Consider the following 15,963-nt stretch of genomic DNA (forward strand, 5'->3'; position numbering starts at 1 on the left):
GGACCGACACACCGTCAACCCGCTGCCACCCGGCTCACCCTCCGGGCCGCCGGCCCCGGCCGCCCGCCGCGTTCCCGCAGGTCGGCGGCGACCGCTTCGGACGCCAATTCGATCTCACAGCGCCAAAGCTCACGTTGTGTCAGTTTGTTAATCAAAACTTTCTGCAACAGCCGCAAGGCAGCCCGCCGGAACACCGTTGTTACGCCCCGGTAATCCCTACGCTCTACAGGCATGCGCCGAGCAAAAATCGTCTGCACACTCGGGCCCGCCGCCGACTCGTACGACCAGATCAAGGCCCTGGTCGAGGCCGGCATGGACATCGCCCGGTTCAACCTCAGCCACGGCTCCCAGCTCGAACACGAGGAGCGCTACCACCGGGTCCGCAAGGCCGCCGACGAGAGCGGCCGCAGCGTCGGCATCCTCGTCGATCTCCAAGGCCCGAAGATCCGGCTCGGCACCTTCGCCGACGGTCCCGTACTTCTTGAACGCGGCGACGAGTTCACCATCACCGTCGAGGACGTCCCCGGCACCCGCGACCTCTGCAGCACCACCTACGCCGGCCTCGCCGAGGACGTCCTCCCCGGCGAGCACGTCCTCGTCGACGACGGCCGGGTCTGCCTCCAGGTCACCGCCGTCGACGGCCCCCGCATCCGCACCACCGTGCTGGAGGGCGGCCTCGTCTCCGACCACAAGGGCCTCAACCTCCCCGGCATCTCCGTCTCCGTGCCCGCGCTGAGCGACAAGGACGTCGACGACCTGCGCTGGGCACTCCGCCTCGGGGCCGACGTCGTCGCCCTCTCCTTCGTCCGCAGCGGCCGCGACGTCGAGGACGTCCACCGCATCATGGACGAGGAGGGCCGCCGGCTCCCCGTCATCGCCAAGATCGAGAAGCCGCAGGCCGTCGCCGCCCTGGACGCCATCGTCGACGCCTTCGACGGCATCATGGTCGCCCGCGGCGACCTCGGCGTCGAAATGCCCCTGGAGCAGGTGCCCGTCGTCCAGAAGCGCGCCATCAAGCTCGCCAAGCGGAACGCCAAGCCGGTCATCGTCGCCACCCAGATGCTCGACTCGATGATCCACGCCTCCCGGCCCACCCGCGCCGAGGCCTCCGACGTCGCCAACGCCGTCCTCGACGGCACCGACGCCGTCATGCTCTCCGGCGAGACCTCCGTCGGGAAGTACCCCGTCGAGACCGTCCGCACCATGGGCCGCATCATCGAGGCCGCCGAGGAGGACGTCCTCGCCGCCGGCCTCCCCCCGCTCACCGACCGCAACAAGCCCCGCACCCAGGGCGGCGCCGTCGCCCGCGCCGCCGCCGAGATCGGCGACTTCCTGCACGCCAAGTACCTCATCGCCTTCACCCAGAGCGGCGACACCGCCCGCCGCCTCACCCGCTACCGCTCGCCCATCCCCGTCCTCGCCTTCACCTACGAACCCGCCGTCCGCAGCCAACTCGCCCTCACCTGGGGCGTGGAGACCTTCCTCGGCCCGTTCGTCCCCACCACCGACGAGATGGTCGCCCAGGTCGACGCCCAACTCATCGGCCTCGGCCGCTGCAAGAAGGGCGACATCGTCGTCATCACCGCCGGCTCGCCCCCCGGCCTCGCCGGATCCACCAACCTCGTCCGCGTCCACCACGTCGGCGAACTCGACAACTGAGGCGGCCCGTTCACCCGCGGCCCCCGCCCCGGCGGGGGCCGCACCGTCACACCGGCGCTGCGAACACCCCGACGGCGCACCGGAACCGTCCCCATCCGGTGACAGCCCGCCTCCCGCCCGCCCGCCGCGGGTACGTTCCCCCCGACCGGCCCGGCAGCAGGGCCGCCCGAAGGGGAGCACCGACCATGAGCAACAGCGCCAGACCCCGCCCCGCGAGAACCCGCACCGCAAGAGCCAACGCCCTCGCCACCGCCACCGTCCTCCTCGCCGTCGGCCTCGCCACCGCGTGCACGCCCGACGGTGCCGGCAGCCCCGCTGCACCACCCGCCAAGGCCACCGCCACCGTGACCGGCGCGACCGGTGCGACCGCCGCCGGTCACACCGCGGCCGGCGCCGCCGGCACCACCACCATCGGCCGCACCCTCTACTCGGGCGGCCTGCGCTTCGACGTCAAGACCGCCGCCACCACGCCCGCCACCGACACCACCGGCGGCCGGCTCGTCCTCACCACCACCGTCACCAACACCTTCCGCACCACGCCCGTCAACGACTGGCCCACCATCTCCGTCGACGTCAACGGCACCCCCCTCGCCGGTGACCACGGCACCGCCGTGCCGCCCACCCCCGGCGCGAGCAACACCCTCCCGATCACCTTCACCACCCCCGCCGGCTTCACCCTCGACGGAGCCTCCCTCGTGCTCGGCGACCCCGGCCAGAACCAGGCGGTCCTCCCGCTCGGCAACGGGGGCCGACCCGCCGCCGACCTCAAGCCCCTCGACCTCGCCCTCCCCGCCGCCCACACCGTCACCGGCGGCCGCCTCGCCCTCACCCTCAAGAGCGCCCAACTGCGCGCCGACACCGCCAACTCCCCGCTCAAGCTCGGTGAGCGCGCCCTCTACCTCACCTACGACATGACCGGCACCGTCGGCCCCGCCGGCATGGCCGTCAGCGGCGACAGCCTGCGCCTGCGCCTGCCCGGCGGCCAGGAGGTCGGCCCCAGCAGCGCCCCCATCGAGGCCATCTACCCGGACCGGCCCACCCGTCAGAACCAGGCCGCCTGGTTCGTCTTCAGCGGCGCCGCCGACGGCGACTACACCCTCACCGTCACCGACCCCGACCGCAACGGCACCCCCGCCACCGCGGTCTTCCACGTCACCGGCGTCACGGCCGCCGGCCCCGTCGGCTGACCCGCCCGCACCCGGGGGTCACCACTTCGGGCCGACGTGCGCGTCCACCAGCGCCACCGAGGCACGCCGCGCCACCGAGACGTTCACCTGGCCCCGGGGGCGCGGCGCCGAGGCCCGCCACTCGACGCCGACCGCGTCGAGGGTGTCGGTGAAGATGCGCCGGATGTCGGCGGAGGTGTTGGTGAAGAACCAGCGCGGGTACTCGTGGCGGCGGACGGTGCCGCCCACCGTGCGGGTGGCCCAGTTGGTGATCCGGCAGCCGTCGGAGTGCAGCAACCCGCGCAGCAGCTCCCACGGGTGGGCGTCCACCGCCGCCTGCTGCCAGGGCTCCAGGACGATCCGGCGCTCGTGCTTGCGGCCCGGGCCGTGCTGGGGGAAGTGGCAGACCAGGTGGGTGGAGTACACCTTGACGTCGTGGCAGCCCTCGCGCCGTACCCGGCACGGGGAGTTGTTCGGCAGGACCCGCCGCATCGCCCGCTCCACCGAGTCCATGACGCCCGGCCACCGGTCGTCGCAGGTGACGGTGAGGTGCGGCGCCCGCTGCCGCGGAGGGTGGAGGATGTGGCCGTCGCCGAGGTAGAGCCCGAGCAGGTGGCAGTAGGCGGCGGTGTCCAGCGGGTCGCCGTGGCAGTGCGGGCAGGTCGACCGCTTGCGGCCGGGCAGTTCGCCGCGGCGGGCGTTCTCCCGGTGCTTCCACCAGGCGACGGTGCCGGGCGGCACCCCGAGCCGGCGGGCCACCTCCGCGTTGGGCACGCCCGCGCGCAGCAGCCCGACGGCCTGTTCCCTCACCGTGGGTTCGCTCATGCGTCCACGGTGCGGCCGCGAGGCTCGGGTGCGGAGCGGACGGGGACGAACTCACCCGTGATGGTGAAAATGCCGTATCGGCGGTAACGCCTGTGAATCGCAAGCGGTCAAAGGTGCCGGGTGCGGGATTCGAACCCGCAAGCCCTCTCGGGCAGATGTGTTTGAGACATCCGTGTATGCCGTTCCACCAACCCGGCTCGGCTGGGCGTGAGCAGGATACCCTGTGCGCGTCTGATGCCGCAGCTAGGTAGGCTCGTGCATGCAGCACCCCGCCGGAACAAGGAGCCCCGTGAGCACCGCCGACGAGCAGCCCCAGCCGCTTGAGATCGAGTCGCCCCAGATCACCCGCATCGTCATCGCCGAGGACGAGGCGCTGATCCGCCTGGACCTCAAGGAGATGCTGGAGGAGGAGGGATACACCGTCGTCGGTGAGGCCGGGGACGGCGAGACGGCGGTGAAGCTGGTCGAGGAGCTGAAGCCGGACCTGGTGATCCTGGACGTGAAGATGCCCGTCCTGGACGGTCTGTCGGCGGCCGAGCGGATCCACGAGCAGCACCTCGCCCCGGTGCTGATGCTGACGGCGTTCTCGCAGCGCGAGCTCGTCGACCGGGCCCGGGACGCCGGTGCGATGGCGTACATCGTGAAGCCGTTCAGCAAGAGCGACCTGGTGCCGGCGATCGAGATGGCGGTCTCGCGCTACACCGAAATGCGCACGCTGGAGGAGGAGATCGCCGACCTCTCGCAGCGGCTGGAGACCCGCAAGCTGGTGGACCGGGCGAAGAGCGTGCTGCAGACGAAGTTCGGGCTGACCGAGCCGGCCGCGTTCCGTTGGATCCAGAAGACCTCGATGGACCGCCGGATGACCATGGCCGCCGTGGCGCAGGCCGTGATCGAGGAGGGCGAGGCGCAGGACCGCAAGAAGGCCGACGCGGGCAAGGACGAGGGCTGACGGGGCTGACGCGGCTCCGCCCGGGACGCACCGGGAACGCCAGGAGGCCCGGCCGCCGATGCGGTCGGGCCTCCTGCTGCGTGTGCCGGGTCAGTCCTCGCCGAGGTAGGCCTTGCGGACGGACTCGTCGTGGAGCAGGTCCGCGCCGGTGCCGGTGAGCACGATGCGGCCGGTCTCCATGACGTAGCCCCGGTCGGAGAGCGAGAGCGCGGCCTGCGCGTTCTGCTCGACGAGCAGGATGGTGGTGCCGGAGGCCTTGAGCTCGACGATGGTCGCCATGATCTTCTGCATCATCAGCGGGGACAGGCCCATGGAGGGCTCGTCCAGCATGAGCAGCTTGGGACGGGACATCAGGGCGCGGCCCATGGCGAGCATCTGCTGCTCGCCGCCGGACAGGGTGCCCGCGGCCTGCTTGCGGCGCTCGCCGAGGATCGGGAAGAGCGCGTAGGCGCGCTCGACGTCCTCGGTGATGCCGGTGGAGTCCTTGCGCAGGAAGGCGCCGAGGAGGAGGTTCTCCTCGATGCTCATGCGCGGGAAGATGTGCCGGCCCTCGGGGGAGTGGGCCAGGCCCAGCGACACGATCTTGTGGGCGGGGACGGTGGAGAGCGCCTGCCCGTCGAAGGTGATCTTCCCCTGGGTGGGCTTGAGCAGCCCGGACAGGGTGCGCAGGGTGGTGGTCTTGCCGGCGCCGTTGGTGCCGATGAGCGTGGTGACCTCGCCCTGCTTGACGGAGAAGCTGATCCCCTTGACGGCTTCGATCTTGCCGTAGGAGACGCGGAGGTCCTCGACCTCGAGAAGAGCTGTCACTGGTCTTCCTCCGTGCTTGCTGCCGTGTCGGTGGCGCCCTCGAGGGGCGCACCGAGGTAGGCGGTGATGACGCGCTCGTCGTTCTGGACGGTCTCCTTGTCGCCCTCGACGATCTTCTGGCCCTGGACGAGCACGGCGGTGCGGTCGCACAGGTTGAAGATGAACCGCATGTCGTGCTCGATGACGAGGATGGAGATGCCCTTGTCGCGGATCGCGAAGACGAGCTCCTCGGCGGCGCGGGTCTCCTGCGGGTTCATGCCGGCGGTGGGCTCGTCGAGCAGCAGCAGGCCGGGCTCGCTGGCCATGGCGCGGGCGATCTCGAGCTTGCGCTGCTCGCCGTAGGGGAGGTTGCGCGAGAGGTGGTCGGCCTTGTGGTCGAGGCCGATGAACTCCAGGAGTTCCATGGCCTTCTCGCGGCCCTCCGCCTCGGCCTTCTTGTAGCCGGGGCCGCGCAGCAGGGCGGAGAGCAGGCCCTCCTTGGTGCGGGTGTGGCGGCCGACGAGGACGTTCTCCAGGACGGTCATGTTGGCGAAGAGCCGGATGTTCTGGAAGGTCCGGGCGATGCCGGCGGAGGTGACGAGGTGGGGCTTGGGCGGCAGGACGGTGCCCTGGTACCGGACGGTGCCCTCGGTGGGGACGTACAGGCCGGTGAGGCAGTTGAAGAAGGTGGTCTTGCCGGCGCCGTTGGGGCCGATCAGGCCGACGATCTCGCCCTTGTTGACGGTGAGGTCGACGTTGTTGACGGCGGTGAGGCCGCCGAAGCGCATGACGACGCCGCTGGCTTCGAGCAGGGGGGTGGCGGCCGCGGTGCCCTCGGGGCGGGGGGCCGGGACGGTCTGGGTGGTCATGGTGTGTCTCACGCCCCTGCGGTGGTGAGGCCGGCGGTGCTGCCGGGGTCGGTGCTGGCGGGTGCGTCGTCGGTCTCCGCCGGGGCCGCGTCGTCGGTGTCCTTGTCGTGGAACTCGAGCTGGGCGCGGCGGTTGGCGATGAGGCCCTCGGGCCGCAGGCGCATCAGGAGGACGAGCGCGATGCCGAAGACGAGGAGCTGGTACTCCTTCAGGAAGACGAGCTTCTCCGGGATCAGGTAGAGCAGGGTGGCACCGAGCAGCGGGCCGGCGATGGTGCCCATGCCGCCGAGGACGACGGCCGCGACCAGGAAGGCGCTGTTGGGCGGGACGGCGCCGGCGAACTGGTAGGGGTCGGGGACGACGCTGTAGCTGACGTGGGCCATGACGGTGCCGGCGAGGCCGGCGAGCGCGGCGCCGAGGGCGAAGGCGAGCAGCTTGAGCTTGAAGCCGTTGATGCCCATGGCCTGTGCGGCGGTCTCGTCCTCGCGGATGGCGACCCAGGCGCGGCCGATGCGGGAGTCGTTGGCCCGGCTGAAGACCGTCACGACGAACGCGGTGACGAGCAGCATCAGCAGGAAGTAGTTGGCGAAGCGTCCGAGGGTGAAGGACCCGAAGGTGTGCGCCTGGCCGAAGTCGAACCCGAGGATGTCGAGGTCGGGGATGTTGCGGATGCCGTTCGGGCCGTTGGTGACCTTGGGGCCGGAGACGCCGTCGAGGCTGTTGACCGCGATGCGGAAGATCTCTCCGAAGCCGAGGGTCACGATGGCGAGGTAGTCGCCGCGCAGCCGCAGGGTCGGGGCGCCGATGACGACGCCGAAGACCAGGGCCGCGGCCATGCCGACCAGGGCGGCGCCCCAGAAGGGCAGGTGCAGGCCGACGGGGGAGCTGGTGGAGCCGGAGACCAGGGCGGCGGCGTAGGCGCCGACGCCGAGGAAGGCGACGTAGCCGAGGTCGAGGAGGCCGGCGAGGCCGACGACGACGTTCAGGCCGAGGGCGACGGTGGCGAAGATCAGGATGTTGACGCCGACCGAGGCGAAGTGGTCGTCGCTCTGGGTGAAGGGGAACGCGGCGGCCGCGGCGAAGGCGGCGGCGGTGGTGGTGCCGCGGTGGCGGGCGGTGAGCGCGGTCAGCCGGGAGACGAGGCCGGCGCGCATCAGGGCCCAGGTGCCGATGGCGGTGAGGATCAGGAAGCCGATGAACAGCTCGCCGTACTCGGTGACGATGCCGTAGGTGAAGACGGTCAGGCCGAGGCCGGCGACCGCGATGATGATCAGCGTCTCGACCCAGCGGTTGAGCGGCTTCGCGGGGGCCAGGTCGGGGTTCGGGCCGACGAGGCGGGTGAAGGCGCCCAGGTAGTGCCGGGTGATGGCGAGCACGCCGCCGGAGGAGGGGAGTCCGACGGTGGTGCGGGTCTGCGGCAGGCCGAGGGCGCCGATCAGGGGGAGCAGGGAGGCCACGCCGGCGATCCAGCCGCCGGGCTCCAGGTTCGCGAGGCCGCCGAGCTCGGTGGCGATCGCGATCAGGGTGAACCAGGTGGTGGCCGCGGCGGCCGCGCCGAGGACGAGGACCGGTGCCTCGGGGCCGGCGGGGGTGAGCCAGCGGGTGCCCTTCACGCCGTACAGCGGCAGCGAGAAGAGGGCGATCAGCAGGCCGGCCGCGAGGGTGAGGATCTGCAGGCCGCCGGGGTAGCCGTCGACGGTGAGGTCGCCGGGGAACTCCGAGGTCCAGGTCCAGTGGATGAACGTGGAGGCGGCGGTGGCGAGGCCGCCCGCGAGGACGAGCGCCTTGGCGGCCGGGAGCGGCAGCGGGAGGGCGGGGCTCTTGGTGGTGGTCATGGTGGCTGCTCCGTTCCTCAGGCTCGGTCCGCGACGCGCTCACCGAGTAGGCCTTGTGGCCGCACGAGGAGGACGACGATCAGGAGGACGAAGGCCCAGACGTTGGCCCAGGAGCCGCCGCCGAGCTGGTGCATGCCGGGGATCTCCTGGATGTACGCGGTGGCGAGGGCCTCCGCGACACCGAGGACGAGGCCGCCGAGCATGGCGCCGTAGATGTTGCCGATGCCGCCGAGGACGGCCGCGGTGAAGGCCTTGAGGCCGGCGAGGAAGCCCATGGTGGGGGAGACCTGGCCGTAGCGCAGGCCCCAGCCGACGGCGGCGACCGCGGCGAAGGCGGCACCGAGCGCGAACGCGATCACGATGATGCGGTCGGTGTTGATGCCCATCAGCTTCGCGGTGTCGGGGTCCTGCGCGGTGGCCTGCATGCCGCGGCCGGTGCGGGTCTTGCCGACGAAGGCGGCGAGCGCGCCCATGCAGAGCGGGGCGGCGACGAACAGGAAGATGTCGGCGGGCTGCAGGGTGACGCTGCCGATGTGGTACGGGCCGCCGGGCAGCTGCGGGAAGCTGCGGCCGGACTTGGCGCCCGGGTAGAACTGCTCGACGACCTGCTGGAGCGCGAGCGAGAGGCCGATCGCGGTGATCAGCGGGGCGAGCTTCGGGGCACCGCGCAGCGGGCGGTAGGCGAAGCGCTCGGCGGCCACGGCGACGATCACGGAGATCAGCACGCCGCCCAGGAGCATCAGGGGCAGGGCGAGCCAGAGGCTGGTGCCGGGGGGAAGGACCAAGTATGTGGTGAGGGCTCCGAACCCACCGGTCATGAAGATCTCGCCGTGGGCGAAGTTGATGAGCTGGACGATGCCGTAGACCATTGTGTAGCCGATCGCGATCAGCCCGTAGAGGGAGCCGAGGATCAGGCCGTTGGCCAGCTGCTGCGGCAGTTCGTGCACCGCTGGGCCTCCGAGTGGATTCGGGGTGGGGTTCGCTTGCGGGGTGGGGACGAACCGTTGTGGGACGGCGGGGACGCTGGTTCTCAGCGCCCCCGCCGGTGGTTCGTTCTGTTGCGTGCTGCTCCGGGTGCGGCCGTGTGGGTCGGCCGTGGATCAACCGGGGGTGGGTCAGCCGGCGTAGGTGCCGGACTTGGCGACCGCCCAGGCGCCGTCCTTGACGGTGTAGACGGTCAGCTGCTTGTTGACCGCGTCGCCGAACTCGTCGAAGCCGACCTTGCCGGTGACACCGTCGAAGCCGACCTTGCTCATCGCGGTGACGACCTTGGCGCGGGCGTCGGACGGCACCTTGCCGCCGTTGTCGGCGACGACGGCCTTGACGGCCTGGACGATCGACCAGGCGGCGTCGTAGGAGTAGCCGCCGTAGGCCGCGTACGGGTCGGAGTAGCCGGCCGCCTTGTAGTCGGCGACGAACTTCTTGGCGGAGTCGAGGGACTCGACCGGGGCGCCGACGGAGGTCGCGAAGTCGCCGTTGGCGTTCTTGTTGGCCTTGTTGATGTACTCGGGGTCGTACATGCCGTCGCCGCCGAAGACGGGGGCGGTGACGCCGGCCTTCTTGAGCTGGTCGGACAGCGGGCCGGACTGCGGGTACTCGCCGCCGTAGTAGATGACGTCGGCGCCGGCGGCCTTGGCCTTGGTGACCACGGCCGAGAAGTCCAGGTTGTTCTCGTCGATGTGGTCCTGGCCCTTGATGGTGCCGCCGAGCTTGGTGAACTCCTTCTGGAAGGCGCCGACCAGGCCCACGCCGTAGGTCTTCTTGTCGTCGATCAGGTAGGCGGTCTTCTTGCCGAGGTCGGTGTAGGCGTACTGCGCGGCGAACGGGCCCTGGATGGCGTCCGTGGTCGCGGTGCGGAAGTACGTCTTGAAGGTGCGCTTCTTCTCGGTCTCGAACTTCTCGCCCTGGGTCAGGGCGGGGTTGGTGTTGGCCGGGGAGACCTCGACCAGGCTCGCGGACTCGAAGACCTGCTGCATCGACTGGGCGACACCGGAGTTCAGCGGGCCGACGACGCCGAGGACGCTCTTGTCGGCGACCAGGGCGGTGGCGTTCTGCTGGCCTTCCTGGGGCGACTTCTTGTCGTCCAGGGCCTTCACCTTGAAGGTGACGCCGGGAACTTCCTTGTTGTCGTTGGCGATCTTGGCGGCCAGCTCGACGGAGTGCTGGATGCCGAGGCCGAGGGCGGACAGCGGACCGGTCAGCGGGGCGTCGACGCCGATGGTGACGGTGGTGCCGCCGGCGTCGCCGCTGGCGCCCGACTTCTCACCGCGGGAGCCGCAGGCCGACACGGTGAGAGCTCCGACGACTGCGATGCTCACGACAAGCAGAGAACGGTTACGCACGAAGTTCCCCTTCTGGATCAGGTAGGCAGTGCGCCGGAGTGGCGGTGCCGGGTCGCGCGCTGGGGCCTGGCCCGATCGGTTGGCGCGGTGACTGGCCGTGACTCTAGAACGGCTTCGGCAGGCTCCGGCAGACCTGCGGACATGCTGTGATTCTCTTGTTATGCGGACCTCTTCGAAAATCTCGAATATTGGTCATCCACGCCCCGTTCTGCGCGGGCTGCTAAGTGTCGTCTCGCCCACCGAAACGGTGTCGTACAGGAAAACGCCTGCTACCGGCGGTGTTCGACTATCGGACATGAGTGTTCGTCACTGCACGTGCGGACACCTGCGTCCGGTAACCGGAAATCGGGCACGCCGAATGCAGCCTTTGGGACAGGTCGCGGGCGTACTGGGTGCCGAGGATCTGGCTCACGGTCTCGATTGCGCGCGTGTTACGCAGCGTTACATCGAGGAAAGGCATCCCGGCGTCCGGCGGTGCCCCCGCGCAGTCCGTGACCCGGTACTCCACGGTCAGCAGCACCGGCCGCTCCGGCGTGACGGTCACAGGGAGTCCGCCCGTCACCGTGACGGACAAACCGGGATAGCTCTGGCGAACCGCCACCACCTCGTACGGCCGGTCCGCCTCCGCCGACACCCGCAGGGCGAAGACCTGCCCCGGCCCGGCCGGCGGTGACACCGGCCCGGCGTAGTGCAGGTGGGAGATCACCGAGGGCACCGGCGGCACCTCGGCCGCCGGCGCGGGCGTCGGGTCGCGTCCGGGGTGGCGCAGCGTCAGCACCACGACCACGGCGACGAACACCACGGTCAGCACGGTCTTCTGACGTCTGCTCAGCAGGTGGTGCAGGGGCAGCGGCGGGGGCGGCGGTGCCTCCGTCCCCTCGGCCGGCTCGATCGGGCCGAGGTGTCCGTGACCGCCGGGTGCGGCTCCGCCGTGCCGTGCGCCGGACATGCTGGTGCCCCCTCGTCCGGGAGGGTCTGCCCCCGACCGGCCGTGCCCAAACGGAGCTCGAACACAACCGCCGCCCACCCGCCGGGGAACGGCGGGTGCGCGGCGGGACGGCGCGCGGCGGGGCCGGTGCTACAGGTCGCGCAGCATGCAGGTCAGCCGGCAGCTGGTGATCCGCTTGCCGGTGTCGTCGGTGACCGCGATCTCGTACGTCGCGGCGGTGCGGCCCTTGAAGACGGCCGTCGCCACGCCCGTCACCAGGCCGGAGGTCGCCGACCGGTGGTGGGTGGCGTTGAGGTCGACGCCCACCGCGTACCGGCCCGGCCCGGCGTGCAGCATCGCGCCGATCGACCCGATCGTCTCGGCGAGCGCCGCCGAGGCGCCGCCGTGCAGCAGCCCGTACGGCTGCTGGTTGCCCTCGACCGGCATCGTGCCCACCACCCGGTCCGGCGAGGCCTCGGTGATCCGGATGCCGAGCTTCTCGCCCAGGTGCCCGCCGGAGAAGGTCTCCGGGCTGACCCCGAGCTTCGCGAAGTGGTCGAGGACGTCCTGGGGCACGTTCAGTACTACGGGGGCCGCGTCGGTCATGGTGCTCCTGCCGGTGGGGGTCACGTCGTCGTGCTGTCTGTGATCGTACGACCGGCCCGCGACCCCCTGGGCGGCCAGGGCCGACACCGCCGCGGCCCCGGTACGGTGGCGGGCCGTGTCGGTGCCGCGCCCTAGGATCGAGGCGTGGCAGAGGAACCGGCAGGAACGGACGTTGACGTGGCTGTGCAGGGTGCGGACAGGGCTGTGCCGGACGCAGGTGAGGACACGGCGGGCGGCGGGCGGCGCCGGCTGATGCTGCTCGACGGGCATTCGATGGCCTACCGGGCCTTCTACGCGCTGCCCGTGGAGAACTTCAACACCGCCACCGGGCAGCCGACCAACGCCGTGTACGGCTTCGCCTCGATGCTGGCCAACACGGTGCGCGACGAGCGGCCCACCCACCTCGCGGTCGCCTTCGACCTCTCCCGGCAGACCTTCCGCTCCGCCGAGTTCCCCGACTACAAGGCCAACCGCTCGGCCACCCCGGACGAGTTCCGCAGCCAGGTCGGCCTGATCGGCGAGCTGCTCGACGCCATGCACGTCCCGCGGATCACCGCCGAGGGCTTCGAGGCCGACGACATCATCGCCACCCTGGCCACGGCCGCCGCCGCCGACGGCTTCGAGGTGCAGATCGTCACCGGCGACCGGGACTCCCTGCAGCTCGTCGGCGAGCACGTCACCGTGCTCTACCCGACCAAGGGCGTCTCCGAGCTCACCCGCTACACCCCCGAGAAGGTCGCCGAGAAGTACGGCGTCACCCCCGCCCAGTACCCCGACCTCGCGGCGCTGCGCGGCGACCCGTCCGACAACCTGCCCGGCATCCCCGGCGTCGGCGAGAAGACCGCGGCGAAGTGGGTCAACCAGTTCGGCTCCTTCGACGAGCTGGTCGCCCGCGCCGACGAGGTCAAGGGCAAGATCGGCGAGAAGCTCCGCGAGCACCTCGACTCGGTCAAGCGCAACCGCATCCTCACCGAGCTGGTGCGCGACGTCCACCTGCCGCTCGGCGTCGCCGACCTCGCCCGCCGGCCCTTCGACAAGCCGGCCGTCGGCCAGATCATGGAGTCGCTGGAGTTCCGCAACCCGAACTTCCGCGAGCGGGTCTACGCCATGGACCCGGCCGGCGCCGCCGAGACGGAGACCCCCGAGACCGTCGCCGGCCCCGAGGTCGACGGCGACGTGCTGACCGCGCCCGGCGCCCTCACCGCCTGGCTCGCCGAGCACGGCAAGGGCCGCACCGCGATCGCCGCCGTCTACACCTGGGCGCTCGGCACCGGCCGCGTCCAGGAGGTCGCCCTCGCCGCCGGCGACGCCGCCGCCTGGTTCGACCCGGCCGCCCTCGACCAGGCCGACGACCAGGCCTTCACCGCCTGGCTCGCCGACCCGGACCACCCCAAGGCGCTGCACATCGCCAAGCACGTCATGCGGGCCTTCGCCGAGCAGGGCTGGCGGATCGGCGGCGTCACCGCCGACACCGCCCTCGCCGCCTACCTGGAGAAGCCCGGCCGGCGCACCTTCACCCTCGACGTCCTCGCCGAGGAGTACCTCGCCCGCTCGCTCGCCCCGGCCGCCGCGGCCGAGACCGGCCAGCTCTCCTTCGACGCCCCGGAGGAGGACGCCGGCGCCGCCGCCCGCGCCCTCATGGTCCAGGCCCGCGCGATCCTCGACCTCGCCGAGCTGTTCGACGGCCGGCTCGCCGAGGTCGGCGCCGCCGAGCTGTTCCACGACATGGAGCTGCCGATCGCCGAGCTGCTCGCCCGGATGGAGCGCTACGGCATCGCCGCCGACCGGGACTGGCTCACCGGCCTGGAGTCCCAGTTCGCCGCCGAGATCCAGCGCTGCGTCGACGAGGCGCACGCCGCCGCCGGGCACCCCTTCAACCTGGGCTCGCCCAAGCAGCTCCAGGAGATCCTCTTCGGCGAGCTCGGCCTGCCCAAGACCAAGAAGATCAAGACCGGCTACACCACCGACGCCGACGCGCTCACCTGGCTGGCCACCCAGACCACCAACGAGCTCCCGGTGATCCTGCTGCGCCACCGCGACCAGGCCAAGCTGCGCACCACCGTCGAGGGCCTGCTCAAGACGGTCTCCCCGCAGGGCCGCATCCACACCACCTTCAACCAGATGGTCGCCGCCACCGGCCGGCTCTCCTCGCAGGACCCGAACCTGCAGAACATCCCCGTCCGCACCGAGGAGGGCCGCGCGATCCGCCGGGCCTTCGTCGTCGGCGAGGGCTACGAGTCGCTGCTCACCGCCGACTACTCGCAGATCGAGCTGCGCATCATGGCCCACCTCTCCGAGGACGAGGCCCTGGTCGAGGCCTTCCTCAGCGGCGAGGACCTGCACACCACCGTCGCCTCCCAGGTGTTCGAGGTCGCCCGGGACGCCGTCGACGCCGAGATGCGCCGCAAGATCAAGGCGATGTCCTACGGCCTCGCGTACGGCCTCTCCGCGTACGGCCTCTCCCAGCAGCTCGGCATCAAGCCCGCCGAGGCCCAGGGCCTGATGGACACCTACTTCCAGCGGTTCGGCGGCGTCCGCGACTACCTGAACGACGTCGTCGAGGAGGCCCGCGCGGTCGGCTACACCGAGACCCTGCTCGGCCGCCGCCGCTACCTGCCCGACCTCACCAGCGACAACCGGCAGCGCCGCGAGATGGCCGAGCGGATGGCCCTCAACGCGCCGATCCAGGGCTCCGCCGCCGACATCGTCAAGATCGCCATGCTGAACGTCGACCGGGCCCTCACCGAGGCCGGCCTCGGCTCCCGGATGCTCCTCCAGGTGCACGACGAAATCGTGCTGGAGGTCGCCCCGGGCGAGCGCGAGCAGGTCGAGGCGCTCGTCCGCGAGCAGATGGCCGGCGCCTACCCGCTGCGCGCCCCGCTCGACGTCTCGGTCGGCTCCGGTGCGAACTGGGAGGCCGCCGCGCACTGAGCCGGTGCCCGTGCCGCGGTCCTGCCGTCACCGGCGTGGCCGCGGCACCGTGCTGTCCGGGCCCGGGCCCGGGCCCGGTCGCGGGTAGGAGGGTGCTGCAATCTCTTGCTGCAAGTTTCCGAAATTCTTTGCGAACCGCCTTGACCTGCTCCGCCCCCGAGCGGGAGGGTCGTCCCAGCGGGCGAGCGCGCCGCTCCGCGGCCGATCCGACCCACCCGAGAGGCACCCCTCGCATGCCCGGACACGTCCCGCCCGTCACCGACGAGCGCCACGCGCTGCTCGCCTACCTCGACCAGCAGCGCCAGTGCCTGCGCGTCACCGCGCACGGCCTCACCGACGAGCAGGCCGCGTCGGCACCGTCCGCCAGCGAACTCAGCATCGCCGGACTGATCAAGCACGCCGCCCGCTGCGAGCGCGGCTGGATGGACCTCGTGCTGCAGCGCCGCCGCGGCCCCGAGCGAGCGGCCGACGAGGACGACTCCTCCGACTTCGTCCTCGGGCCCGGCGAGACGCTCGCGGGCATGCTCGCCGACTACGCGGAGGCCGCCGCCGAGACGGACGCGATCGTCGCCGGCCTCCCCGACCTCGGCCGCCCGGTGCCCGTCCCCAAGGGCCTGCCGTGGTTCCCCGCCGACGTCGACGCCTGGTCGGTGCGGTGGGTCCTGCTGCACCTCATCGAGGAGACCGCCCGGCACGGCGGGCACGCCGACATCATCCGCGAGACCCTCGACGGGGCCACCCTCTTCCCGCTGCTGGCGGCGGCCGAGCAGTGGCCCGACCCGTGGTTCCGTCCGTGGGAGCCCGCCCCGGCCGCGGGCACCGCCTGACGGCGCCCGGGTCGGTCTAGAATCCGCGCCACGATTCAAGATCGCAGAGGGGCGCGGAGATGGACGAGGGCGGGAGAGCCGTGCGGAGCGGCCGACGCCGGGCATTGATCGGCGCCAGCGCGGGCGTGGCGCTGTTGGCAGTCGGTGGCAGCGCCTGGGCGCTGTCCGGCGGGTCGGAGCACCCGCCGGCGGCCCGGCCGGTGCCGGCCGTCACCGCCCCGCCGCCCCCGTCGCCGGGTA

General features: G+C 71.6%; 13 protein-coding genes and 1 tRNA gene. 5 read left to right on the plus strand and 9 right to left on the minus strand.

Going from position 1 to position 15,963, the window contains the following annotated elements:
- Positions 1-231 precede the first annotated feature (231 nt).
- Positions 232-1,659: a pyruvate kinase gene (gene pyk / locus ABZ641_RS05150; protein ID WP_344624017.1), complete on the plus strand. Its 1,428-nt coding sequence runs from the start codon at positions 232-234 to the stop codon at positions 1,657-1,659.
- 185 nt (positions 1,660-1,844) lie between these two features.
- Positions 1,845-2,846, plus strand: a complete 1,002-nt coding sequence (locus tag ABZ641_RS05155; protein WP_359979303.1) for a hypothetical protein — start codon at positions 1,845-1,847, stop codon at positions 2,844-2,846.
- A gap of 18 nt (positions 2,847-2,864) precedes the next feature.
- On the opposite strand, the gene ABZ641_RS05160 is transcribed toward ABZ641_RS05155, so the two are convergent.
- Together ABZ641_RS05160 and ABZ641_RS05165 are read right to left on the minus strand one after the other, a co-directional pair.
- Complete coding sequence (locus ABZ641_RS05160; protein WP_359979306.1) at positions 2,865-3,650, minus strand: helix-turn-helix domain-containing protein; 786 nt, start codon at positions 3,648-3,650, stop codon at positions 2,865-2,867.
- Positions 3,651-3,764: 114 nt separating this feature from the next.
- Positions 3,765-3,847: transfer RNA gene (locus tag ABZ641_RS05165), tRNA-Leu, on the minus strand.
- A gap of 92 nt (positions 3,848-3,939) precedes the next feature.
- Here ABZ641_RS05165 and ABZ641_RS05170 point away from each other — a divergent pair.
- Complete coding sequence (locus ABZ641_RS05170; RefSeq protein ID WP_344624020.1) at positions 3,940-4,599, plus strand: response regulator; 660 nt, start codon at positions 3,940-3,942, stop codon at positions 4,597-4,599.
- Positions 4,600-4,689: 90 nt separating this feature from the next.
- Here ABZ641_RS05170 and ABZ641_RS05175 read toward each other — a convergent pair whose 3' ends face one another.
- From ABZ641_RS05175 to ABZ641_RS05205, 7 genes are all read right to left on the minus strand, one after another.
- Complete coding sequence (locus ABZ641_RS05175; protein WP_344624021.1) at positions 4,690-5,406, minus strand: ABC transporter ATP-binding protein; 717 nt, start codon at positions 5,404-5,406, stop codon at positions 4,690-4,692.
- Positions 5,403-6,254 carry an ABC transporter ATP-binding protein gene (locus ABZ641_RS05180; protein ID WP_344624022.1) on the minus strand — a complete coding sequence of 284 codons (852 nt, stop codon included), beginning with the start codon at positions 6,252-6,254 and terminating at the stop codon, positions 5,403-5,405. Before ABZ641_RS05180 ends, ABZ641_RS05175 begins: the two co-directional genes overlap by 4 nt.
- 8 nt (positions 6,255-6,262) lie before the next feature.
- A complete protein-coding gene (locus ABZ641_RS05185; RefSeq protein WP_344624023.1) occupies positions 6,263-8,089 on the minus strand; it encodes a branched-chain amino acid ABC transporter permease in 1,827 nt (608 codons plus the stop codon).
- A 17-nt stretch (positions 8,090-8,106) separates the two neighbouring features.
- Complete coding sequence (locus ABZ641_RS05190) at positions 8,107-9,036, minus strand: branched-chain amino acid ABC transporter permease (protein ID WP_030262518.1); 930 nt, start codon at positions 9,034-9,036, stop codon at positions 8,107-8,109.
- 168 nt (positions 9,037-9,204) lie between these two features.
- Positions 9,205-10,431 (minus strand): branched-chain amino acid ABC transporter substrate-binding protein, encoded by a 1,227-nt coding sequence (locus ABZ641_RS05195; protein ID WP_030262515.1) that lies wholly within the window; start codon positions 10,429-10,431, stop codon positions 9,205-9,207.
- Positions 10,432-10,717: 286 nt separating this feature from the next.
- Entirely contained in the window at positions 10,718-11,380 is a 663-nt protein-coding gene (locus ABZ641_RS05200; protein WP_359979313.1) for a Tat pathway signal sequence domain protein, read from the minus strand.
- Between the two features lie 129 nt (positions 11,381-11,509).
- The gene (locus ABZ641_RS05205; protein ID WP_344624025.1) at positions 11,510-11,965 is read right to left on the minus strand and encodes a hotdog fold thioesterase; all 456 of its coding nucleotides are present in this window, start codon (positions 11,963-11,965) and stop codon (positions 11,510-11,512) included.
- Between the two features lie 252 nt (positions 11,966-12,217).
- Here ABZ641_RS05205 and polA point away from each other — a divergent pair, with 252 nt between their 5' ends.
- Together polA and ABZ641_RS05215 are read left to right on the plus strand one after the other, a co-directional pair.
- Positions 12,218-14,896 carry a DNA polymerase I gene (gene polA, locus ABZ641_RS05210; RefSeq protein ID WP_359979319.1) on the plus strand — a complete coding sequence of 893 codons (2,679 nt, stop codon included), beginning with the start codon at positions 12,218-12,220 and terminating at the stop codon, positions 14,894-14,896.
- Between the two features lie 233 nt (positions 14,897-15,129).
- Positions 15,130-15,723, plus strand: a complete 594-nt coding sequence (locus tag ABZ641_RS05215) for a DinB family protein (protein ID WP_359979316.1) — start codon at positions 15,130-15,132, stop codon at positions 15,721-15,723.
- The last annotated feature ends 240 nt before the right edge of the window (positions 15,724-15,963 follow it).

This window comes from Kitasatospora sp. NPDC007106 (assembly GCF_040634455.1).
Taxonomy (GTDB): Bacteria; Actinomycetota; Actinomycetes; order Streptomycetales; family Streptomycetaceae; genus Kitasatospora; species Kitasatospora arboriphila.